The organism is Celeribacter sp., from assembly GCF_048261515.1.
Taxonomy (GTDB): domain Bacteria; phylum Pseudomonadota; class Alphaproteobacteria; order Rhodobacterales; family Rhodobacteraceae; genus Celeribacter.
This window is the reverse complement of sequence record NZ_JBLXFZ010000001.1, coordinates 16,617-40,069: the sequence shown is the minus strand read 5'-3', so window position 1 is coordinate 40,069 and position 23,453 is coordinate 16,617. Positions and strand designations below refer to the sequence as shown.

General features: G+C 58.1%; 16 protein-coding genes, 1 tRNA gene and 3 pseudogenes. 16 read left to right on the top strand and 4 right to left on the bottom strand.

Going from position 1 to position 23,453, the window contains the following annotated elements; all coding sequences use genetic code 11:
- Positions 1 to 55: 55 nt before the first annotated feature.
- The 5 genes from ACN0SC_RS00180 to ACN0SC_RS00160 all read left to right on the top strand — a co-directional run bounded on the left by ACN0SC_RS00180 (position 56) and on the right by ACN0SC_RS00160 (position 4,896).
- The gene (locus ACN0SC_RS00180) at positions 56 to 1,294 is read left to right on the top strand and encodes a hypothetical protein (protein ID WP_417247645.1); all 1,239 of its coding nucleotides are present in this window, start codon (positions 56 to 58) and stop codon (positions 1,292 to 1,294) included.
- On the top strand, positions 1,291 to 2,664 hold the full coding sequence (locus tag ACN0SC_RS00175; RefSeq protein WP_417247644.1) for a cytochrome P450: 1,374 nt from the start codon (positions 1,291 to 1,293) through the stop codon (positions 2,662 to 2,664). The genes ACN0SC_RS00180 and ACN0SC_RS00175 overlap by 4 nt, the downstream gene beginning before the upstream one ends.
- Before the next feature lie 154 nt (positions 2,665 to 2,818).
- Positions 2,819 to 3,850 carry a cysteine synthase A gene (locus ACN0SC_RS00170; protein WP_417247643.1) on the top strand — a complete coding sequence of 344 codons (1,032 nt, stop codon included), beginning with the start codon at positions 2,819 to 2,821 and terminating at the stop codon, positions 3,848 to 3,850.
- Between the two features lie 134 nt (positions 3,851 to 3,984).
- Positions 3,985 to 4,701, top strand: coding sequence for an alanyl-tRNA editing protein (locus ACN0SC_RS00165; protein WP_417247642.1), 717 nt, complete (start codon positions 3,985 to 3,987; stop codon positions 4,699 to 4,701).
- 105 nt (positions 4,702 to 4,806) lie between these two features.
- Positions 4,807 to 4,896, top strand: a tRNA-Ser gene (locus ACN0SC_RS00160).
- On the opposite strand, the pseudogene ACN0SC_RS00155 reads toward ACN0SC_RS00160, so the two are convergent.
- A pseudogene (locus tag ACN0SC_RS00155) lies at positions 4,886 to 5,074 on the bottom strand (IS5/IS1182 family transposase); the annotation flags it as partial. The gene ACN0SC_RS00160 and the pseudogene ACN0SC_RS00155 overlap by 11 nt on opposite strands.
- Positions 5,075 to 5,508: 434 nt before the next feature.
- Here ACN0SC_RS00155 and ACN0SC_RS00150 point away from each other — a divergent pair.
- Complete coding sequence (locus tag ACN0SC_RS00150; protein WP_417247641.1) at positions 5,509 to 5,712, top strand: hypothetical protein; 204 nt, start codon at positions 5,509 to 5,511, stop codon at positions 5,710 to 5,712.
- Positions 5,713 to 5,780: 68 nt separating this feature from the next.
- The gene (locus ACN0SC_RS00145) at positions 5,781 to 7,094 is read left to right on the top strand and encodes a Mur ligase family protein (protein ID WP_417247640.1); all 1,314 of its coding nucleotides are present in this window, start codon (positions 5,781 to 5,783) and stop codon (positions 7,092 to 7,094) included.
- Between the two features lie 156 nt (positions 7,095 to 7,250).
- Here the strand turns inward: ACN0SC_RS00145 and ACN0SC_RS00140 are convergent, their stop codons facing one another.
- On the bottom strand, positions 7,251 to 8,693 hold the full coding sequence (locus ACN0SC_RS00140; protein WP_417247639.1) for a S1 family peptidase: 1,443 nt from the start codon (positions 8,691 to 8,693) through the stop codon (positions 7,251 to 7,253).
- A gap of 275 nt (positions 8,694 to 8,968) precedes the next feature.
- Entirely contained in the window at positions 8,969 to 12,541 is a 3,573-nt protein-coding gene (locus ACN0SC_RS00135) for an autotransporter outer membrane beta-barrel domain-containing protein (protein WP_417247638.1), read from the bottom strand.
- A gap of 333 nt (positions 12,542 to 12,874) precedes the next feature.
- Here ACN0SC_RS00135 and ACN0SC_RS00130 point away from each other — a divergent pair, with 333 nt between their 5' ends.
- The 7 genes and pseudogenes from ACN0SC_RS00130 (at position 12,875) to ACN0SC_RS00100 (ending at position 19,465) form a co-directional block, all read left to right on the top strand.
- The gene (locus ACN0SC_RS00130; RefSeq protein WP_417247637.1) at positions 12,875 to 13,810 is read left to right on the top strand and encodes a helix-turn-helix domain-containing protein; all 936 of its coding nucleotides are present in this window, start codon (positions 12,875 to 12,877) and stop codon (positions 13,808 to 13,810) included.
- A gap of 309 nt (positions 13,811 to 14,119) precedes the next feature.
- Positions 14,120 to 14,884, top strand: coding sequence for a glycosyltransferase family 25 protein (locus tag ACN0SC_RS00125; protein ID WP_417247636.1), 765 nt, complete (start codon positions 14,120 to 14,122; stop codon positions 14,882 to 14,884).
- Entirely contained in the window at positions 14,868 to 15,659 is a 792-nt protein-coding gene (locus ACN0SC_RS00120) for a polysaccharide pyruvyl transferase family protein (protein WP_417247635.1), read from the top strand. The genes ACN0SC_RS00125 and ACN0SC_RS00120 overlap by 17 nt, the downstream gene beginning before the upstream one ends.
- 34 nt (positions 15,660 to 15,693) lie before the next feature.
- The gene (locus ACN0SC_RS00115; RefSeq protein ID WP_417247634.1) at positions 15,694 to 16,866 is read left to right on the top strand and encodes a hypothetical protein; all 1,173 of its coding nucleotides are present in this window, start codon (positions 15,694 to 15,696) and stop codon (positions 16,864 to 16,866) included.
- 139 nt (positions 16,867 to 17,005) lie between these two features.
- Positions 17,006 to 17,170: pseudogene (locus tag ACN0SC_RS00110) on the top strand (transposase); the annotation flags it as partial.
- A gap of 168 nt (positions 17,171 to 17,338) precedes the next feature.
- Positions 17,339 to 18,372: pseudogene (locus ACN0SC_RS00105) on the top strand (IS3 family transposase); the annotation flags it as partial.
- Between the two features lie 289 nt (positions 18,373 to 18,661).
- Positions 18,662 to 19,465 (top strand): hypothetical protein, encoded by an 804-nt coding sequence (locus ACN0SC_RS00100; protein WP_417247633.1) that lies wholly within the window; start codon positions 18,662 to 18,664, stop codon positions 19,463 to 19,465.
- Positions 19,466 to 19,735: 270 nt separating this feature from the next.
- Here the strand turns inward: ACN0SC_RS00100 and ACN0SC_RS00095 are convergent, their stop codons facing one another.
- The gene (locus tag ACN0SC_RS00095) at positions 19,736 to 20,749 is read right to left on the bottom strand and encodes an AraC family transcriptional regulator (protein ID WP_417247632.1); all 1,014 of its coding nucleotides are present in this window, start codon (positions 20,747 to 20,749) and stop codon (positions 19,736 to 19,738) included.
- A 193-nt stretch (positions 20,750 to 20,942) separates the two neighbouring features.
- Here ACN0SC_RS00095 and ACN0SC_RS00090 point away from each other — a divergent pair, with 193 nt between their 5' ends.
- Positions 20,943 to 22,421, top strand: coding sequence for a sugar ABC transporter ATP-binding protein (locus ACN0SC_RS00090; protein WP_417247631.1), 1,479 nt, complete (start codon positions 20,943 to 20,945; stop codon positions 22,419 to 22,421).
- Positions 22,422 to 22,432: 11 nt separating this feature from the next.
- Entirely contained in the window at positions 22,433 to 23,431 is a 999-nt protein-coding gene (locus ACN0SC_RS00085) for an ABC transporter permease (RefSeq protein WP_417247630.1), read from the top strand.
- Positions 23,432 to 23,453 lie beyond the last annotated feature (22 nt).

Below are 23,453 nucleotides of genomic sequence, written 5' to 3'. Positions count from 1 at the left end.
GCGGAAGTAGGGACTTAATTTCGCCCTTCTCCTGCGCTAGAGTGGCCTGCGAAAGATGAAGGCAGGTCAGCGGCTTATGGGCACAAAGGGCGAAAACGGGGTGACACGGCGGCGGGTGTTCTACATCCCCGGTTATGATCCCATCCCGCCGCGCCGCTACCGCGAGCTTTACCGCAAGGAAAGCGCCAAACAGGCCGCGATTTCAGACTATTCCATCACCATTGCTCCCAAATCCGGCCCGCGTTTCGGCTGGTCCGTCGACGGCGGGATCGAGGGAGGCAAGACCCGTGCCGAGATCGACGTTCTGGTTTGGTCCGATATCGTCAAGGACAGCATGGAAGCGGGCATCCTGCGCACATATGCGATCCTCGCGCGCACGGCTTGGACCTATCTCTCCACGGGCGCGCTGTTTCGCCAGATGCGGCTGCGCAAGGGGCCGGTGATCGCCGCGCTCTATCCTGTCGCCATGCTTACGGGACAGGCCATTCTGGCGGTTGTTGTTTTCGCGCTGATCTTCGCGCTCGGGCGCGGGCAGGGGCCACTTTGGGCGGCGGTTGCGGGCGGTGCAGGGGCGCTCGCGGCTTATGGGCTTCTGCTCTGGTTCAAGAAGATGGACGGCAAGTTCTTCGCCTATTACCTCATGCACGACTACGGGTTTTCAGCGCGCTGGCGCGGGGCCGACCCGCCCGCGCTGACCGCGCGCATGGCCGAGTTTCGCGCCGATATTGCGCAGGCGGTGACCGAGGATTGGGACGAAGTTCTGGTGATTGGGCATTCGTCGGGGGCGCATCTCGGCATCTCCGTTATGGCCGACCTGATCCGCGCGGGCGAGGTGCCTGAAGGCGGACCCGCGCTTTCCTTCCTCACGCTTGGGCAGGTGGTGCCGATGGTCTCCTTCCTGCCTGAAGCGAAGGTGCTGCGCCGCGATCTGGCCTATCTCTCGGCGACCGACCGTCTCTTCTGGGTCGACGTGACCGCGCCAGGGGATGGTTGCGCCTTTGCGCTTTGTGATCCTGCGGGGGTGACCGGGGTTGCGCCCGAGGGCCAGACGGGGCCGCTCATTCTTTCGGCGGCCTTCACCCAGACGCTCAAGCCCGAGACGTGGAAACGGTTGCGCTGGCGCTTTTTCCGTCTGCATTTCCAGTATCTCTGTGCCTTCGACAATCCCGCCGCCTACGACTATTTTAAGGTGACGGCGGGGCCGAAAACTCTGGCAGCGCGGTTCGCGGATGTCGCCCCCTCACCAAGCCGCATCACCGCGCCTGTGGGCCGCTACAGGGAGGTTGCGCCATGAGTGACCGATTGCCGCCCAAGCCCGCGTCGCGGCCTGAAAAGACGAGCCTGATCAACTATCTGCGCCTGTTTCGTCGTGACATTCTTTCGGCCCAACCTGCCAAGCTCTACCGCGCGTGGATGGCCGAGTTCCGCACGCCCTTCTTCCGCTCCTTCCTCGTCAACCAGCCCGATCTGGTCAAGGAGGTGCTCAACAAGCGGCCAATGGATTTCCCGAAATCGTCGCGGATTGCCGAAGGCTTGCGCCCGCTCTTGGGCGACAGCGTGTTCCTGACCAATGGCGAGGTGTGGCAGCGGCAGCGACGGATCATTGACCCTGCCTTCGCGGGCGGGCGGATCAAGGACACGTTTCCCGCCATGCTGGCGGCGGGCGAGGCGGTCGTTGAGCGTCTTGGCTCGCTAGAGGGGCCGTTTGATGTGGAGCCGCAGACCTCTCACGCGGCGGCGGATGTGATCTTCCGCACGCTGTTTTCCATCCCCATCACCCATGAGACAGCCCGCGCGGTCTTTGCCGAATTTCAGACCCACCAGAAGGCGCAGCCGATCCTCAATATCGCCGCCTTCGTGCCGCTGCCCAAATGGCTGCCAAGGTTCCACAAGCGCGAAACCAAGCGCACGGCGAAGATCATTCGTGGCCTGATCGAACAGTTGACCGACGCGCGGATGGCCCAGATTGAGGCGGGCACTGCGCCCGACGATCTGGCGACGAAGATCATGACAACCCCAGATCCCGAGACGGGGGAGGCGTTTAACGCCGCCGAGATGGTGGATCAGGTGGCGATCTTCTTCCTCGCGGGGCATGAGACATCGGCATCCGCGCTGGCGTGGGCGCTGTGGCTTCTGGCCGATAATCCCGATGTGCAGGAACGCGTGGCCGCGGAAGGGGATGCGCTCGGAGCCGCGCCCGAATTCTCAGATATGTCGAAGCTACGCTTCACCCGCGATGTGTTCCGCGAGACCCTGCGTCTCTATCCGCCCGTGCCGATGATGGTGCGCGAGGCCAAATGTCCCGAGACCTTCCGTGAACGCGAGGTGCCCAAGGGCAGCCAGATCGTGCTGTCGCCGTGGCATCTGGGGCGGCACGAGCGGTTCTGGGACGCGCCCGATGCTTTCGACCCCGACCGCTTTGCCACCGAGAACGGCAAGCAGGGGCTGCGCGATTGTTTCATCCCGTTTTCCTCTGGTCCACGTGTCTGCACTGGGGCGGGGTTTGCGATGGTGGAGGGGCCGCTCATTCTGGCGCTCATTGCGCGGGCCTTTCATATCCGCACCGTCGAAGGACGCCGTCCCGTGCCTGTGGCCCATCTGACCGTGCGCGCCGCCGAAGGAATATGGATCGAATTGCGCCCGCGTGCGGAAAATGCGCGATAGGCCAAGCGACGCGCAATCGGCGCAAATGCGGGACGGTTGTCCGCGCAACCTGCTCAGAAGTGGAACCTTGTCCTTGAGTGCGCGCATGTGGCTTGAGTTCCCGAAACGCACGTCCTAGTTATTTCAGAACCACGATATGAAAAGGACCGCCCCGATGCGCGTTAATAAAGATCTCATCGACACGATCGGCAACACGCCCCTGATCCGCCTTAAAGGTCCGTCGGAGGCCACGGGCTGTGAGATCTATGGCAAGGCCGAGTTTCTCAACCCCGGTCAGTCGGTCAAGGATCGCGCGGCGCTCTACATCATTCAGGACGCGGTGGCGCGGGGCGACCTGAAACCCGGTGGCACGATTGTCGAGGGCACGGCGGGCAATACGGGCATCGGTCTGGCTCTTGTGGGCGCCTCACTCGGTTTCAAAACCGTCATCGTGATCCCCGAGACGCAAAGTCAGGAAAAGAAGGACATGCTGCGTCTTGCAGGGGCGGAACTGGTTCAAGTGCCTGCTGCGCCCTATCGCAACCCTAACAACTACGTGCGCTATTCCGAGCGACTGGCCAAGGAGCTGGCACGCACCACCAATGAGGGTGTCATCTGGGCCAACCAGTTCGACAACGTGGCCAACCGTCAGGCGCATATTGAGACGACTGGTCCCGAAATCTGGGAACAGACCGATGGCAAGGTGGACGGGTTCATCTGCGCAGTCGGCTCTGGCGGTACGCTCGCGGGTGTGGGCATGGCGCTCCAACCCAAGGGTGTGAAGATCGGTCTGGCCGACCCCATGGGCGCGGCGCTGCACAGCTATTACACGACGGGCGAGTTGAAGTCCGAAGGCTCCTCCATCACCGAGGGTATCGGGCAAGGGCGCATCACCGCCAACCTTGAGGGCTTCACCCCCGACATGTCCTATCAGGTCACTGACGAAGAGGCGCTGCCCGTGGTCTTTGACCTGCTGGCCGACGAGGGGCTCTGCCTTGGCGGCTCGTCAGGGATTAACGTGGCGGGTGCGATGAAGATGGCGCGCGAAATGGGGCCGGGGAAGACCATCGTGACGGTTCTTTGCGATTACGGCACGCGCTATCAGTCGAAGCTTTTCAACCCCGAATTCCTGCATGAAAAGGGGCTGCCCGTGCCTGTGTGGCTCGACCGCGCTCCTGCGGCGATCCCTTCGGTTTTTGAGGACTGACATCCCGACCGCGCGAGGCTCTGGACAAGGGCCGCGCGGCATGATCGACTATCCCATGACGGGGCGGCAGGGCGACCTGCCGCCTCTTTTCACATGACAAAGCCAGACCCGCAAAAGACCAGAAAGGACCGCCCATGACCGAGCCGCTCTTCCGTGCAGAAGCCTACCGTCAGGAGTGTGACGCCAAGGTGGTCGAGGTGACGCCTGAGGGCGGGATCATCTGCGACGTGTCGGTGTTCTATCCCACGGGTGGCGGGCAACCGGGCGACAGCGGGCGGCTCACATGGGACGGGGGCGCGATCAATATCGGCACGACGCTCAAGGGCGAGGGGGATGCCATCATTCTGGTGCCCTCCGATCCTGAGGCGCTGCCCCCTGTCGGTGTGCGCGTGACGCAGACGCTTGATTGGTCCGTGCGCCACCGCCACATGCGCGTCCACACCGCGCTGCATCTGCTGACCGTTGTGATCCCTCTCCCTGTGACGGGCGGATCAATCGGCGCGGAGAAGGGGCGGCTCGATTTCGAGATGGAAACCCCGCCAGAGGACAAACAGGCGCTTGAGGACGAACTCAACGCCCTGATCGAACACGACCTCACCGTGACCGACGAATGGATCACCGACGCGGAACTCCTCGCCGATCCGTCGATTGTCAAAACCATGTCGGTGATGCCGCCCACGGGGCAGGGACGCGTGCGGCTCGTGCGGATCGGGGCAGGGGAGAACACCGTGGACCTGCAACCCTGCGGCGGCACCCACGTCGCCCGCACCTCCGAGATCGGTCGCGTGCGCATCGGCAAGATCGAGAAAAAAGGCCGCCAGAACAGACGTGTGGCGCTCCACCTCGACTGATCGAATGGATCAAAATCACTCCTCAGCCTTCGATTTCTAAAAAACTTTAATTTGCGTGAACTGGGGGGTTGCACCCCGATAGCGTTCTCAAATATAGACGCTCTCGGACAGGTGGCCGAGTGGTCGAAGGCGCGCGCCTGGAAAGTGCGTAGGCGGGAGACCGTCTCGAGGGTTCGAATCCCTTCCTGTCCGCCATTTGCCGATCAGAGCGAACCGAGAACAGGATCTGCAGCAGCTGGGCACAAATCAATCGCTCAGGCGCAATTGAAGGGCGATTGGAATCAGTGTGCCGCGTTTCAAACTCTGCATCCAAACTGGCCAACGCGTCATTCACCACCTGCCTGATCTTCCTCAGCGTATGCCGGACTGGGATACCCTCCTACAGATCAACATAGCTGAACGCCGACCGACAGGCCTAACCCATCCTGCGCAACGCGTCGTCCTCCTCGGCGTCTGGGATGTCCTGCGTTTTGCAAATTAACTTAGGGCTGGATTAAATTTAGCGGCCGATAAAGGGGTTTGTTTCAGAAGCCGTCACAAGGCACTTCGTCCACTTTAGTGCGCCGTCGCCCTTCGTATTTATCGCCCTTCGGCGAGCTTCAGCGGGATGGTATTCCGCGCCAGCGCACATTACTGGGCGCGCGAATTGAACAGGCACGGCCATGACATCCGGCCGATACAGCCCAGCTATGTGAAGGGCGTCAAACGCGGAAAGACGGACGAGGCAGATCGAGGCGATCTCCGAAGCCGTAGCGCGCCCATATATGAGATTTTTCCGTCAAAAGCGTGGACACGCAGGCGCGGCTGATGAGCCGCAAGGCTCGCGAGTTTCTTGTCCGCCAACGACAGGTCAATCAGATCCGAGGTTTGTTGGAAGAACATGGTGTCGCGGTCGCCCGAGATATCTCGCGCCTCAGGTATGCATTCGGGCAGATTGCAGATGGCGCAGACAGTCACCTCGGAGACATTTCGCCAAACACCGATTATCGCTTTTCAAATTGGTGGATTTAGGCAAGAAGTAGTCCTACTGCTTCGACCCCACCTGCTGTGTAGTTTCTCCACGATATTAAGGACGAGACATGAGTAATAAAGAACGTCAACGTGGGCCTGTGCGCAAATTATTGTTCAAATTTCGTACTGGACCGCAGAAGCGTATTCGGATGCGCAGTGCGGCGCGGAGACGGTTGAAAAGTTCCGCTCGGTTTGTCGCGGTCACAGGCAGTTCAGGCAAGTCGACGACCGCCGGACTTTTGTCTCATATCCTTCAGGCCTATGCGCCGACCCAATCCCAAGTCGGCAGCAACACAGTAAGCCAGTTGATCCGGACCCTTAAACGCATGTCTCTGGTTGAGCATTTTGTTGTGACAGAGCTAGGGGTAAGCGCCAAGAGCAAGATGGAGCCAATGGCAAGCATGCTGTGTCCCGATGTGGCCATCGTCACGATGATCGGTACCGAGCATTATTCGGCCTTCCGTGGCCGCGAGGGGGTGGCCAAAGAGAAGGGCGCATTGCTCGACCACCTTCAGGAAGACGGCTTCGCGGTTCTGAACGCGGATGATGAGATGGTTATGGATATGGCGCAGCGGACCCGCGCCCGCAAAGTGACCTTCGGTAAAGACGCGGCCACCGCTGACTACAGGGCGGAAGACATCCAAGCGGGCTTTCCCGACATGCTTTCCTTTACGCTTGTCGGGAAAGGGCAGCGGTTAGAGTTAAAGACACTTTTCCCCGGGGAGCATTTCTGGATGCCCGTGACCGCGGCCGTTGTGACGGCGCTGGAACTGGGTGTTCCTGCCGAGCTGGTTGCCGCGCAGGTCGCGACCTTCTCACCTGTGAATGGGCGTTGCAGTATAGTGCAGGCCCCAGACGGCCCGACCTTCATCCTCGACAGCACCAAGGCGCCATACGGCACGCTCGATCTCGCGTTCGATATGCTTGCAAAGGCCAAGGCGCCGCATAAACGCGTCATTCTCGGGATCATTTCGGACTATTCGGGCGCGTCTTCTCAAAAATATCGCAATGCATGGCGAACCGCGCGAGAGATCTCTGATCAGGTGATATTCGTCGGCAAGTCCATATCAAGCGCCAAGCCGACACGGGAAGATGTCGAGAGCGGCCGTATTATCGGCTTTGAAAATGCCCACGAAGCATTCGAACACATTAAGGCCACCGCCCGACCAGATGAGGTCATTTTGATTAAGGGGTCAACAAACTTGCATCTCGAAAGAATTGCCCTTGGCTATACGCAGCCCGTGCAGTGCTGGGCGGTTGCGTGCGGGAAGCCCGGGGGATGCTTTCGGTGTCCGGGGTTGCTGCTTCCATTCGATAAGAATGCATTGAAGAGAAAAGAAAAACTTGATCGATTGGCGTTCTGGAAACCTCGCAAAATTTGAAAGAGGCCTCATGATAATCGTCCTTTCCGACCTGCGCCGTGATCGCGTTGGTGTGGAGTCTGACGCTGGTATTGCCCTGCGCATCGGGGATGAATTCCGCGGGCTACAGATCATTCGTTAAGAGATTCAAATCACTGTATTGGCGTTCTCGCCGCGTCAGTGACATTCGATGAAGGCTGTGAAGCTCTGCGCCTGCTCGGCAAGATCGACGGGATCAAGCGGGTCGCGAGGGATGCCTATGCGTGGCGTCACCCCGTTAACACCGAGGAAGAGTTTCGCGGCTTCTCCTCGGATTGCAAAGTTGACGTTCTGCGGAATATCCCCGATCGCATCCGCCACATAGAAGGCGTCCAGTTTCGAAACGACCACACCTTTCACATAGCCCTGTTCGGACAGCGCGGGGCCGCCCGAGTTTCCAGGTTGAACGGGTGCGGAAATTTGTAGAGTGACCTCATCGCCGTCCAACCCTTTCAGGCTCGATATCGCCCCGCGTGTGACGTTTAAGCCGCCAAGAATTGAGGCCAACGGGTAGCCGACCACTGTGATGTCCTCGTTGAGCCGTGCGGGGGCAGGGGAGAACTCGGCGACCGTTTTCCCGCCCATGCCCGCGCGTTTAAGAAGGGCGAGATCAAAGCTGGAGGAGGTTTGAACCAATTCCGCGGGCGCGCCGTCAACGGAAAGGCTGTTGCACTCTTTCACGACATGCGCGTTGGTCAGGACGTGGCCCATGTTGGAGACGTAAAAGCCCGATCCTGTTGCGCGCGCACTTCCCTCATCACGCGGCTTTGGCGCGGCGGCAAAGCTGTCGGGCAGGGGGTTGCTTGCATTCTCCTCCTCGATGCGGGCGACGAGATCGGCGGTGCTTTCGGCTACCGAGAGCAGGAAGCCGTTCTCGGGAATGTAGAGCGTGGCATTCGGATCGCTGGTGATGCTCGCAGAGATCGCCGCGAGGATGCCTTTGTCGCGCGCATTGGTCGAGAGCAGGACGGTGGCCCATTGGCCCTTCCAGTAATTCGATCTGACGTAGAGCGTATCGCCTACGCTGTTGGTGGAGGAGGTGACGGCGAAGCCTTGTTTCCTCACGGTGTAGGGCTCGGTGCCCCGCGCGGCAAAACCGATGGCATAGTCGTGGATACCCGAGGTGCCCGTAGAGTCGTCAAAGGTTACGGAGAGTTTGAGGGAGCTGTTAAGGTGCTCGAAGTTGACGAAATTGGCGCTGGTCTCGCCTTGCACAAGGCTGTCGGGAACGAGGAACGAAAGGCCGAGGCTGTCGAAGTATTCGTAGCTCCAGTCATCTGCCGTGAGAAAGTCGAGCGTCGTGTAGGCCAGAAGGGCGGCGTGATACTGTTTGGGTGGTTCGTCGAATTCCTGTAGGGAATAGCGCTCGATCGCACTGTTCGAAATCCTGCCCCATGCCCCGTCGAGCAGGCCGTTGTAGAAGCCTTCGAGCGTGAGGCCCAGTTGCAGGAAACGCAGCTCGCTCTTGGTGTAATTGGTGGCGCGGAAGTCGTCGAACAGATAGTCGAAATCGCGGTCCTGCGCCAGTGACGCAAAGGGTAAAACCACTGCGAACACGATTACAAAGAGTGTCCTGATCATGCGATGCCCCACACTTCCAAGCTCATTCTGTCCCGACTACAGGCCAAATATGCAACTCGGGCCATTGTTTGGAAAGTGCGGTTCGGGTCCGAGTTGATGATGTGACAAATTTGTGCGCTGGTTTTCGCGGTGTGGGTTGATGGGTTTTCTGGCCCTAGGGCGCGTAAACCCGCCGAAGCACGCGATCTGGGATCGGGTGAGGCGGGCCGTGGACCGTTGTGGCCGCGGGCGCATTGTTCTGGACTTGCATTCCGTGCCGCGCGGCCACGATCTGGTTAGAACTCAAACCGCGCGCCTGCCCGCAGGGTCATGGCGTTTTGGGAGGGATCGTCGAGATTTCCGCTGAACGTTGTCTCGACAAACACGCCGCCCAATGCGCCCGCGTCATGGGTGACTCCAAAGGTGACTTCACCTGTCCATGGCGCAAGGTCTGTCTCAAACGACGTGCCTGAAACGTTTGAGCCGAGGTTTCCTGCAAACTGTCGGGTCGCGAAGGCCGATCCGTAGAGTTTCAGCGTGCCGTCGAGACCAGACGGCGGGGCCATTGCGACTTCCATGCGCCCACCGATTGAGGCGGTAAGGCTATGCGCCTTCATGTCCGCGACAGCCAAGCCGTTGGAGGTGGTAAAGGCGTCATATGCAACCTCAGCATATTCAACTCTGGCCATGGGGGTCACTGTCCATTGCCCGTTCGACAGGGAGAAGGTTTTGCCCATTTCGAGACCCGTAGACCTCGCGCGGCCTTCGATTTGTGCATTTCCGCCCGCCGCAGTTACGTCACCGTCGAACCTTGAGGCGCTCATTGCGCCGTCGATGTAAAAACCGCTGGGGTGGTTCCATGTGGCGGTCAGGCCGAGGCTTGTGCTGTCCAGTGCGACGTTTTCCGCGCCTGCGGTTGTCGTTACGGTCGTGGCTGATGTGCCTGTCCCGACATAGGGGCCGAAGCTCAATCGACCTGCACCAATATCGCCGCCGTCGATGCTCAGGCCCGCGCGGAAACCAGAGGCTTCCATTTCCGCCTCATAGCCCGTTGTCGTGCTTTCTGTCGCGAACTGTCGCTTTGCGCTGGTGATGCTGGTCCACAGCGACACCCCGTCACCCAGAGAAACGGCGTGGGGATTGTTCACTGCCGCCGAACGCTCGCTCAGGCGCGGGAGGCTGTCGTGATAGAAGAGGGCGGCGCCGAGGCTTTCGATGGCGCTCACGCCAGATTGGTAGCCCGCCGCAAGCACGTGATTGCCCCCTGAAAACGCCAGATCGTAGATGAAGGCGCCTGAGGTAATCGGCTGGCCGAGAGTGAAATCACCCGCCTGCGTCTGACCGAGTGCCGTGGCGATAACCACATCGTTGCCTGTTGCATTTGCGCTGGAGACATCAGCAATAAGCAACTGGGTGGGGGCTCCGCTGATGTCTCCAGCCACCGTGAGCACGTCAGCGGTGTCCGTGGCGAAATCCACGTCGACACCGATCACACCGCCCCCGGTATAGTTTTCAGCGACATTCACCTGATCGCCCGCAGTCGCATTGCGCATGTCCATTTCGCCCGCGTTGGAGAAAGAACCGCGAAGTGTCAGTGTCTGGGCGGTGGATGAAAATCCCGCCGAGCCGCCGTTGAGAAGCAGATCGTCCAAGGACAGATCCTGCGACAGGTTCAGATGCGCGTTCGCGGTTACTGTTGTCAAACCGTCGAAGCCAGACATATCTCCGCGCAAATCGGTCGTGCCGGACAGAAGGTTAATCTGACCGTTGCCTAGAACATCCGCGCTGAACTGATAATTCGTGTCCGTGTGGTTGAAGTTGATCGTCCCTGCGCCGTTTCCGAAAACCGCGCGGCCAACGTCGAGTGTGCCCGCAGCCTGAGCGCTACCACCACCCACTCCACCGATGTTGAGCGTTGCGATTGAATCCGCAAACTCGCCGATCAAGAGATCGCCTCCAACGTCAACAAGGCCCGCATTTGCGACGGTCAACGTGCCGTTACCCTGCGGTCCCAAACGAAGATCTCCCGAGGTGCTCCATAACGTTCCTGCGTCTGTGACGAGCACATGCCCCGTGCCCGTTGGGTTCGAAGCGATCAACCCTTGCCCTGTCGTGACCTGAGCGCCTTCTTCGATCAGCGCCGTGCCCGTTCCGTCGCGCCCGACCACGAAAAACTCGGTAGTATCCCATCTGGTGCCTGCCCCCGATACAACTACCGAGCCGACAGAGCCTGGCTGGACCGCAACTGACGCACTCAATGAGGAGAGGGCCGCACCGTCTTGCGCAATGAGCTCCCCTTGTCCCCAAAGGCCAACATAGGCGCGACCAGACGCGGTTAGCTCTGTCCCCACGCCAGAGAACGCCGCGCGTCCGCTTGCTGCGCCGTGATAGCCAACGGTGAAGTCTCTGCTCGACACCGAACCGCCACTTTGCACCGTCAACGCACCATCGCCGCCAAAACCGATATAGGCGTCGTCGCTTTGTGCCCATGTCCCTCCGTCTTCAACTGTCGCGCTCGATGTTGAGCCGTAGGTATAGGCGACATAGCTGGTGGTATTTTCGACCCGTCCGCCATCGGAGATGGTCAGCGTTCCGTTCCCCTCTCTGCCCACAATCAGAGGAGCACCGACCGACAGCAACGATCCGCTTCCCGTCACTGTGGCCGATCCCTCACTGCCGCTCGACCTCGCGAGGGTCGTATCCCCCGCAGCGCGCACCTCACCCCCGTTTTCGACGGTTAGCGTCGCGTAGCCCCCGCCGCCCACGATGAGTTCTGATGACATCTCCCAAAGAGACCCTGCGTCACTGACAGTCGCGGAGCCCTGAGAACCTGCATACCATCCCAACCCGCTCAGACGGTTCGTTACAGACCCACCATTCGAGACGTCCAGCGTGCCCTGACCATCACGCCCCATGTATAGATCATCCGTTGAGTCATAGGCTCCTCCGTCGCGGACCGTTAACGTTCCCTGGCTGCCACCTAAATATCCCACCCAAGTTGCATTCGAAGTAAAACGGCTTCCATCAGCAACCGTCACACTGCCTGTCCCATTCAGGCCGATAGTGCTGTTGCGGCCTACATAGACTTGTCCGCCATCGGTAAGAGTTAATTCTCCGACGCCACTGTTTTGCTGCCCCATGATCAAATCAGAGCCCGTCGCGACCACGCCTCCATCACTGACATTAAGTCGACCAGTGCCCTCTAGTCCTATCAGTGCACGATCCGATATGTCCCACCGGCTATATGCCCCCGAGACAGTCGCTGTGCCGACGCCGCCAGAGGAATATCCCAATGTTCCGTTGAGGCTCGAAAGGTAGCTGCCGGATGCAACCTCAAGATTGCCTGTGCCTGCGAGCCCCACATGCAAGTCGTTGGAAAGGTTGAAATATGAAAAGTTGCTCATACTGACGGACCCGACGCCGCCACTGTTTTGGCCGACCCTTACCAGATTGCCATAACTGTATGTGCCAGAAAGGTTTAATGCACCAGTCCCCGATCCTCCGACATTGGTGGAGCCGCGCAGGTTAACCATCGCATTCCATCCAGTTACCGTCAGCATGCCGTCGCTCGCCGCGTTTTGACCGATATTCATGTCACCAGTGGCCAAAGAGCCGACGTCCTCGACCGTCACCTCGCCGCTTTCAAGCAACATAGTGCCATTGCCGAGATCGATGTTCGAACTATTGAGCGTGGCTGTGGGCGAAGATCCAGACGTGCCGAAGTGGAGATGATCACCAGAATCAGGAACGCCAGAAGGCGACCAGTTCCCAGATGCGGTGAAGTCCTCACCAGGGGCGCCGATCCATTCCAGTGTCTCCGCATGCGCGGGGATCACAGGCAAACACGCCGCAATTGTGGGGACACACACGGCCGCGCTCAGTCGTAGATACCTTTTGAGCCTGCCGCGCTTGGCGTCAGAGGTGGATCGAAAGTGTCGGCTCGGCATGTTTTTCGCTTGCATGTGTCCCTGTCTCTTCCCCTGAAATTGGTGTCCCCGTGCGGGCAGGGATACGCCCGAAAAAGTCGCGAAATTGACGGCATCGCTCAAGGGGGCGCGAATGTTGAGTTGCGGCAATTTTTGTTGAGACATGCCAAGTTCGGGAGTTGCAGCTAAGGCTGACTGCCGTTTCTCTAATGCTTGACCACTCGCGTGAAAGCTCTAGGCTTTGGAATTATCGCTTCAGAGATTGCAAATTTATTCATGGGTCAGATTGAAAGAACACAACGTGACACGCTTGATTTGCGCCTCAAGGGCGTTGGTCGCGCAGTGACCACGACACAAGGCGCTCATGTAGAAAATACCTCGACAATGGCAGGCGGTAGTCTGGGCTTTAGCTGGAGCCAGACCCGTTTCGACACGCAGGGCTCGGGTGTGGTTGAAGTGAGCAGCTCGCGGAATCCGAGCTACATCTTCACACAAGTGGTGCTTGACGGGGCATTCGAGGCGGAGCTTGCCTGTGGAGCGCGCTACACCAGCGACACGACGGGCCTTGTGCGTCCACGCGTGTCATCTGCGCGCTATCGTGCGACCTCGGAGAGTATCCGTATGTTCGGTGTCTTGGCGGATGTCGCCTGTGTGGAAGGGTGGTTCGGCAACAAGGTGCCAGATCCCGTGCGCAGGCTGCTCGACGATGTGGGCCGAGATACTTTCTACCGTCCGCAACCAATCCCCGCACATCTCAAGCAGACCTTGAAGCAGGCGCTTGCAAGCGACACGCCCATGCGGCCACATTTGATCGAAGCGTCCGCCTTTCATATCATCGGCTTTCAGCTCGAAAATCTCGCGCATCTCGAAGATATCTCGGTCACACGCGCGGATTATGATATGGCGCATGACGCCTATAACCTGATTGCCGCCACGCCGCATTGCGCGCCGACGCTAAGCGGCCTCGCGCGCCTCCTCAACATTCCCCCCAACAGGCTTGATCGCGCGTTCCGTGCAACCTTCGGGCGCAGCGTTCATCAAGCAACGGTCGATATCCGTTTCGATGCGATCTGCGCCGCCCTGTGTGACGGTGAAGCGATCAAGGTCGTCGCGGCGCGTTTCGGCTATACAAGCGTAAGCAACTTTTCATCGGCCTTCCGCCGAAAAATGGGCGCCCCGCCACGCCAGTGGCTGGATCAACAAGTGTCCTGACCTCGTGCTTCATCGGCTGAGAATGCGTTCTCCTTATGGTTGTGTTTTGCGTTGCCTGGCCGCGCCGAATATGAAAGTGGAGCTCTCACACTTACTTTAGGCCAACAAATGTCAACACTCTGTCGTTTCCGAGATAAACCTATGGTTGTGCATCGGCGGTTTCTCGTCGCCAATGTCCGGCTCGCAAGAAACGGCTTTTACCCAAGTGTGCTCGGTGCTATCCGTCGCGGGAAAACGGGCAAATGAGTCTGGACGTGTCCAACCAGTTGCGGCGTTTCTACCATAGTGATGTATAAGGGTGCCAAGTGAATGAGTGGCGGCAAAAAGTCCTCAATAGATCGGGCGTTCATCGTCCATCTAGAGCGCGCGGTTGAGCGGCGGCCGCAGGTTGACAGATTGATCGATCGCTTGCCTGTCGATGCCCATGTGATCCCAGCCATTGACGGATCAAAACAGAATGCCGCGATGCGAAAGTGCTATGTGCGCAATCTGCTCAAGCCGCGCTATCCGTTTGCATTGCGCGATGCCGAGATTGCGACCTTCATGAGCCATCGAAAATGCTGGCAATACATCGTGGATGAGGGGCTCGAATCTGCCCTGATCGTCGAGGATGATGTCGAGATAGATCGCACTGATTTCGACCGCGCCTTGGATGTCGTCAGCCGCAACATCGAGCAAGGCGATCTCATTCGTTTCCCAATTCGCCCGCGTGAAACCGCACGCAGGACAATCGCCTTTGGCGCGATTGCCTTGTTTCAGCCTGACCGCATCGGTCTCGGCATGGTGGCGCAGATTGTGACAGCGGAGGCCGCCAAGCGCTTGTTGGAGCGTACGACACAGTTCGATCGCCCCGTGGATACATATCTTCAACTCGAATGGGACCACGGGGTTCGTGTCCGGACCCTGTGGCCGAGTGGAGTTGAGGAAGTGTCGGAAAATTTGGGGGGAAGCCTTATTGGCACGCCGATGACCATCCACAAAAAGCTCAGGCACGAGATACTTCGACCGATCTATCGGTTGCAGCTCAAAATTGCCGCGCGGAGGCATCGAAAGACATATGAGAAAACTCACTAAGCTCTCACGCTACTATCGTGCTCGCGCCAAGCCATCGTCGGCCCTGCCGTTCTTTTGGCATATCGGGCGGCCGAACTTCGGGGACGACATCAATCCTGCGTTTTTCGGCATGCTTGCGGACCGACAGGTGCGCTTTGAAAAACACCGTGATCGCCCGCATTTTCTCGGTATGGGGAGCATTCTGGATCGCGCAACGCCGCATTCTACAGTGCTCGGTTCGGGCTATATCCAGCCGCCATCATCCGATGCCTGCAGGCCCGGGAATGTCATCGCTGTGCGCGGCGAGCTGACCCGCTCGTTCCTCAAGACCGAGCATCCTGTTCTCTTGGGAGACCCGATGGTGCTCATCGACCGCTTCCATTCGGCAGCCGAGCGCTCGAACGATACGGTTGGCTTCGTCCCCCATCTTTCCCAGACACGCGCAGCCAAGAAACTGGCGCTAACTGGCGTCAAGATCATTGATCCTGCCTGGCCACCCATGCGTGTGATATCGGAGATCGCGCAGTGCAAGCGGGTGTTTAGCCAGTCTCTTCATGGTCTGATCGTCGCCGACGCGCTGCGGGTGCCAAGTCTCTGGGTTGCCCCAAGTTCGGCGATGAAGGGAGCGGAGTTCAAGTTTCTGGATTATTTCTCAACGCTGGATGCTGCCAAGTCCGCTTGGCCGTTTACGCGCGAGACCTTCGAGACCGCACCAGAGCATGAATTTGACGCCGCGCAGTACCGTTTCGACAAGGCGGAGTATTTCGAGGCTATGCGGGACGCACTTTGCAGATAGAATGCCTGAGTAGGGGCGCATGAGGGGCGATCACATGACTGAGTTTCACCTAACAGGGTTCCGCCACGAGAAAACGGCGGAGGGATTGCGACTGTCATGCGATGTGCGCGACGGCACAAGCGTGCGCGAACTGGTTTATAGCATCGCGGGATCGCCGTCGGAGTTGCTTCCGCCGCAAAGTGCGGATTGGGCCCTTGTCGGCCTGTTCCTGCCTGCAATGATGCAGGGCCGCTCGATAAAGATTGATGCGCCGATCAGTCGTGAACTCTTGTACAATGCAAACAACGACCTTCAGGCGCTTTTTAAGGTTTGGCGCCCGCGGGTGAAGCCGATCAAAATCGAGGCCTCTTCCAGCGATCCGTCTTTCGCAAACGAGGGTCGGATGGCGACCGGGTTTTCGGGCGGGATCGATTCATTCGCCACGCTCATTTTGAATGAAGAGGGCGCGGGCGCAAATGAGATCGGTGCGCTTACGATTTTTGATGTCGGGGCCTTCGGCAAGGATGCGGCGGCCTGTGAACCTATCAAGGAGCGCAGCAAACAGCGCCTGAAGCAATTGGCTGAAAAGACTGGGCGGGATTGGTTTGCCGTCGACACCAATCTTGACGATTTCTTCCGCGGGTTGTTTCAATCCAGCTTTCAGCGCACCCATACGATGAGAAACGCGAGCGCGGCTCTGGCGCTGCAATCGCATGTGGACATTTACGGGATTTCATCGAGCTTCGCATATACGGACAACATGTTCTCGGGCACGGATATCAGCAAGATTGATCCCATCCTCTTGCCGTTGCTGACCACTGGCGCGTTTCGTTTTGTTTCTGCGGGTGCCTCACTGTCCCGTCAGGAGAAGACGCGACTGGTGTCCACATATGAACCCGCGTTTGACACCCTTGATGTCTGCATCGCGGCCGCCGAATTTCGCTCCGATGTCACGAATTGCTCGAACTGCCCCAAATGCCGCCGCACACTTGTCGCGCTCGATGCGCTAGGGCGGCTCGAAAGCTTCAAGAACAGTTTTGATCTGGACCTGTACCGTGAAAACCGAGAGGCAGCGGCCAAAACAATCTTTGCGGCTGCTAACGCAAGTATGTCGAACAGGGAACTTCGGGATCTGATCAAGGGCACAGAGCTGGAGCCTAAAATGGGGCTGCGTGACCACTTCAAGGGCCTCAAGATCAAGCTGCGGGCCAAGGTGAAGGCATTGTGACATTTTGGGGAACGGGCTGGAATTGCTCGAATGAAGTGCACAAGGGAGGTGCCTTTGCTTGAGCTACCCCCCGAAATTCGGACAGTGACGTAAGCTACGATTTGCAGTCTGCTGATCTTCGACGAGAAGGAGATCAGAGATGTCGAAACGCAAACAACATGCGCCTGAATTTAAGGCGAAGGTCGCGCTGGAAGCCTTGAAGGGTGAGGAGACCGCTGCCGAGCTGGCAAGCCGGTTCGGGGTGCATCCGACGATGATCCATCAATGGAAAAGTGCGCTCCTTGAGGGCGCCTCCGGCGTGTTTAACGCGGTGGCAGAAAGAAGCCCGAGATCAATGAGGAGCAGGTGAAGGAACTCCACGCCAAGATTGTGGGGTAAGCCCGCGAACGCCATGCGTTCGAGAGAGCGGGCGTACGCCGTGGCCAACGGTACGGGGCTTGCGCGGCCCCACTGGGGCCACGGTCCCCCTAGCTTTGTCACGAAATCTCAAACCATGGACCGGCAAGAGAGGCGCGACATGATTGAGCCGAATAATTCCATTTTGTCCATCGGGCAGCAATGCAGGCTGCTGTCGATCTCGCGCTCGTCATTCTATTACAAGCCTAAGGGGAGACCGAGCAGAACCTCAGCCTGATGCGGCGGATCGATGAGCAGTTTCTGGAGACGCCGTTCTTCGGTGTCCGCCAGCCTATCGGAACATTGCTTCGCAATGCCCTGCCGGCCAGTGGATGACATGGCACTTGCGCAGTTCAAAGGATCGTGGCCCCAGTGGGGCCGCGTAAGCACGCAGAACGGCCATTCGGTGAACGAAAACGGATACGCCGGCTGATGCGCCTGATGGTGCTGATGCCGATCTACCAAAAGCCCAAGCAGGCCTGCGAAAGGGCACAAGACGCATCCCTACCTGCTGAGAGGTCTGCGGGTGGAGCGTCCGAACCAAGTTTGGAGCTCGGATATTACCGATCTGCCCATGCGCCGAGGGTTCCTGTATCCGGTTGCCATTATGGATTGGCACACCCGTAAGGTGCTGGCTTGGCGCATCTCGAATACGTTGAAGCGGACTTCTGCGTTGAGGCACTAAACGAGGTCATCCACAAGTTCGGCCCGCCCGAGATCATGAATACCCCCTCTCGTGACATTCGCTTTGCGAATGCACTGCCGGGCAATGGATCAAGGATCTCAGTTCACGTCCTTCGCCTGGACCCACCGGCTCCGCCGATCCGGCGTGCGTATCTCAATGGATGGGAAGGGCCGCTACCTAGACAATATCTTCATTGAGAGGCTCTGGCGAACCCTGAACCGCAGGACCGTGCAGCGAAATACGAGTGTGTTTACCTGCATGCTTGGGAGACCGGATCAGAAGCGAAGACAGGCATCCGGAAATGGATGACCTTTTACAACAACCAACGCCCACACTCAGCCCTTGGCGGCAGGCCGCCAGCCGTGGTCTATTGGCTGAGAAATGACAGAACACAACCCGATCAGCAGGAGCAAAGAGTAGCTTAATTTACGCCAGATCCTGTCCAACAAATGGGGAGTAGCTCAACATGCGATCAGAAAGGAGTGGTCAGAGATATTCGCAAAGGATTTCGGCCATTTCGATACCTTCTATGACCTCATTGTCAACGCAGGCGAGACCCTATTGGGCGTAGAGCCCTCTTCCCAATATCCGTATGCATTCTCACGACATAGCGCCGAAATTTTTCTCTACACCGCTTCGGACGCAGGCTATCTGCTCGCCATTGGCTCAAAGTCCGCGATAGAAGAAAGCCTTGCACGGCATAATGAGACGATTTTGTCTTTGATTGCTCAGATGACTGCAGCGGCAAAGCACCGACAAGATCGTGCTGTGGCTGTGGACGCGCTCATGTCGCTGTATTTCTATCATGTCTCCTATGGTGATGTTGCCAAAGGGTTACGCGCGGATATCGGGCGCATCATTCCCGAAGTGGTGATGGCCTTTCCCGCGCACTCATTCCCTTTCGCGCTCTCCCTGCTGTCGCATGGTGCGGATCCCGCCGAACATATCAGCAGGATCACGATCTTCCATATGGTGGAACGCGGGGACGTTGCCCATAACTTTTGTCAGCAGGTCGCCGAAGGCGTAATAGACCTGCGCAGGGACTACAAATGGCTCCGTGAGTTAGGCTCGGCAATCATGGGGCCAGTTGCGCGGGCTGTGCGCGATAATCGCCCTGAACTATGCGACGCCTTTGTGTCGACCTTCGTCCTGACACCGCTTCACTGCAACCCGCTGGGCCATGAAGACCAGATTGAACGACTTGAAGCCGACCTTTCCACTTTGCGCGCTCGGCTCAAGAGCTTTGAAAAATGGCTCAAGTCACCTATGCCCGTCACAGCGCAAGACACCCCCTTGGTGCTCGACATCTCGGAAAAGAAAGAAGAGTTGGAGCGCGTTAAGAACGACTTTGAGGCATGGACAGCGGAACGCTGGGATTTCGCCGTGCGCCAGATCGCAACCCGGCCAGACAATCGCGCCACACTTCAGGCGATCCAGACCGGATTGTCGCCGCTCCTCAGCGATGAACTGGGTCAACTTCTCTCAGATGCGGCCAAGGTGACACTGGACAATGGGTGAGCGACGGCCTTTGAGTTTTCGAACGACGATTGCCTAATTTTCTATGAAGGCGAATAGATATTCCCCGCACCCCCCGCGTTCCTCCGTCCCTATCCCCAACCTTCTGGCACGGTGGCGCAGCCACTCGTATCTGGGCGCAGAAGTCCAACTGCTCAAAAAGACACCGCCCAACTCTACGATGCAGGGTACACACGCTTCCGCGACCATTCCCAAAGGCTGCGCGGGTTCCACGCTTGACGCAGAGCCCGCGGCCTTTGCCTATGGCTCTGCTTAAGTAGCAGCAACTTGATGTCGATAGGTCCGTGGAGACATGCCGTAATACTCGGAAAACTTGCGGCTGAAATACTGGCTCGACCCGAAGCCCGCCTCAAACCCGATGTCCGTAATCGGCTTTGTCGTTGCATCTCGAAGTTGTTGCGCAGCGCTCTCCAGTCGCAATTCGTTGAGATACTCAATCGGCGTTTTGTTCGTCACCTCTTTGAAAATCGCGCAGAATTGGGAGCGCGACATGGCACATTGCTTGGCCATGTCCTCAAGTCGCCAGTCGTGCGACAAATGCTGCCTCAGACCTTTGGCAAACACCTCGATGGTCATGTGCTTCTCATCAGGGACAAACTCGGATTCCGGTTGATAATCGAGTATTTCCGACAACCCCTTAAACACGAGATTGACGTAAATCCCCATGGCGGATGCATTTTTCTCCATCTCATCCAAAATCAACAGGTCGTAGATTTTTTCCATCGCGAAGATCATCTCGGGCGTGCCGAGGCGCACTGGTGATTGGTTGTGCAAAATCTGCTGTGCCAAGGTTTGCTTTTCAGTGTCCGATGCCAAAATCCAGTCTGGCCAAACCCATGCGCTGTTCGGGCGGCGCACGCCGACATCAAGGATGATGAAAACCTTACGACTTGCAGATACGTATGGCCCCCCAATTGAGTGCTTTTGCCAAGGGCTTGTGAGTGCCAGCCGCCCCCGTGTCAGCGTCTCGTACCGCCCTCCGGTTTCGAACCCAACGGTGCCATTCAACACCATTGAAATTTCAATACCTTCGTTGAAATGCGGCTTCACATACCAGTCCTGATCCCGATCACAGTCCCAATACCCAATCGCACGAACGCCGTCTAAAACGTTGTTTTTCAGATGTTTACCTGGATACTGCCCGCGCACCCAAGCGCCACCACGCAGATCGCCCCGCTCAATGGCGTTCCTGTAATCCACACATGCATCAGCGGTATACTCACTCCCATCCGCCTGAAAAATGGCCGGATTCTCTCCATCATCCATCGCTAAATCCTCCCGTGGAAAACTTACACTATCTTCCAAAACAATATCTCACAAGACGAGTTGTCGCATTTCGCGCATTCTGATTCGCACAAGATGATTCTTGTTGAGATTTGGGAGGATCTTATGAGGACAGGGAGTTTTTCACGTTTCGCACGGCCAAAAGCTGTGAGCAGAACCCTGACAGGTGCATCACATGACTGATGCGCCACTTCTGATTTTACGCAACATTGTCAAACACTTCGGACCCAACAAGGCGCTTGATGGCATCAACTTCCATCTCGACGCAGGCGAAGTACTCGCCCTTTGCGGCGAAAACGGCGCGGGGAAGTCCACCCTTGTCAAAACTCTATCAGGTGCCCATGCGCCAGATAGCGGGGAAATCGTGTTGAACGGGGAGAGCTTCCCTGCCCTCACGCCACGCCTTGCGCTCGAACACGGCATCTCGACGATCTACCAAGAGAACATGCTGTTCCAGCATCTGAAGGTCTACGAAAACCTGTTTGTCGGACGGGAATTGCGCACAGCGAAAGGAATGATTGATCGCCCGCTGATGAAGCAGCGCGCCCGTGAAATCATGGACATGCTGGGTGCTGATGTGCCGATTGACGCCTATGTCAGCGAACTCGGCGGCGCCCAACAGAAAATCGTAGAGACCGCTCGCGCCGTTAATTCTGATTCCAAAATCCTCATTATGGACGAACCTTCTGCCAGCTTCGGCAAACATGAAGTCGAGCTTTTGTTCAAGGTTGTGGAGCGGCTCAGGGATCGCGGCGTGGGGATCATCTTTATTTCCCACCATCTTGAGGAGGTGCGCCGCATCGCCAACCGCGTGGTTGTTCTGCGCGACGGGAAAACCATTTCCGACAAGCCGATTGATGCGGTGGAGGAACAGGCCCTGATCAAGGACATGATCGGGCGCACCGTCGAAGAGGTCTGCCACCATGTGTGCAGCGCCACCGACGAGGTTGCGTTGGAGGCCACGAACATTGTCGCTCCGGGTGTAAACGACGTCAGTTTGACATTGCGGCGCGGCGAGGTTCTCGGGCTTGCTGGCCTCGTAGGCGCAGGTCGCACCGAGCTTCTGGGCGCGATCTTCGGTCGCAAACCTCTTGAGCGCGGCAGTGTCGCCGTGCACGGGACGACCAAACGGTTCAAAAGCCCCAAGGACGCAATTGATGCGGGCATTTGCCTGATCACCGAGGATCGCAAGATTGACGGGCTGTTTCTGGACCAATCCTGCCTTGCGAATATCCATATCCCCTATGAAACCAAACGTCGGGGGAAGCTGGTCAACTGGCCACGCGCCCGCTCCATGGCCAACGACATGGTGTCGAAACTCCGGATCAAGGTCGGCACGGTCGAGCAATCCGTGAAGAACCTGTCCGGCGGCAACCAGCAGAAAATCATTCTGGCAAAATGGATGGCCACACAGCCACAGATCTACTTGTTCGATGAACCGACGCGCGGCATCGACATCGGCGCCAAGCAGGAAGTCTACCGCGAAATCCAAACCCTGATCGAAGCGGGCTGCGCCGTGCTGATTGCATCGTCCGAACTCTCCGAAGTCGTCGGATTGTGTGATCGCGTGGCCGTTATGAAAAACGGCCGGATCACGACGGAACTGTCAGGCGCAGACATCACCGAACACAACATCATCACAGCCGCACTCTAGGAGACCGAACATTGCCTAGCCTTAGCAACACGCCCGCCGACACATCGGCGCACAACTCGCAATCCGCTTTGCAACGCCTCGGGGGCAAGATCTTCGAAAGCCGTAGCATCCCGCTGTTGATCGCGTTGATCGCCTATATCGTCGTCATCGCCCTCATCGAACCGAGGTTCCTGTCCCTCTACAACATCCGCAATGTCATGTTGCAGGTCTCGGTCGCTGGCATTGTGACCATCGGCATGACGTTGATGATCATCGCAGGTCAGATCGACCTGTCCGTGGGCTATCTTGTCTCGCTCGCCGCCTGTGTGATGGCGACACTGCTGAACCTGGACCTGCCTGTCGTAGTGATCATAGTTGCGGGGCTGGGCCTTTGCGTCACACTTCAGGTATTCGCCGGTTACGTGATCTCGCGGCTCAAACTTGAACCTTTCATTGTGACGCTCGGGCTCATGGCCATCTATCGTGGCATTGCCCTGTTGATGACAAATGGCGCGGAAATCCCGCTAGACCGCAAGTTCCAAACACTCGGACGCGGTCGCTGGCTGGAAATTCCGATCCCCGTTTTCATCTTCCTCGGGGTCTGTGTTCTGGCTTGGTTCGTCCTGCGCCACACCGTCTTTGGCCGTCAGCTCTATGCCGTTGGCGAAAACAACGAGGCCGCACATCTGGCAGGCGTCAACGTCCTGAAGTTCAAGATACAGGTCTACGCCCTGCACGGATTGCTGGTCGGACTTGCCGCCATGATCCTGATGTCGCGTATCGGCGTGGGCAGCCCGAACATGGCCGCTGGACTGGAATTGGAAACAATCGCGGCAACTGTTGTCGGTGGCGCAGCATTGGCTGGCGGACGCGGAACAGTCTTCGGAAGTTTTCTCGGCGTCCTGTTCCTGGGCATCATCTCGAACTCCATGAATATCATCGGTGTCTCGACATTCTGGCAATACATCATGCTCGGCTTTGTCGTCATCGGTGCTGTGGTTGCGGGCAGCCGCACCAAAGAAAAATCCTAATACTACCAACCAACGAGGAGGA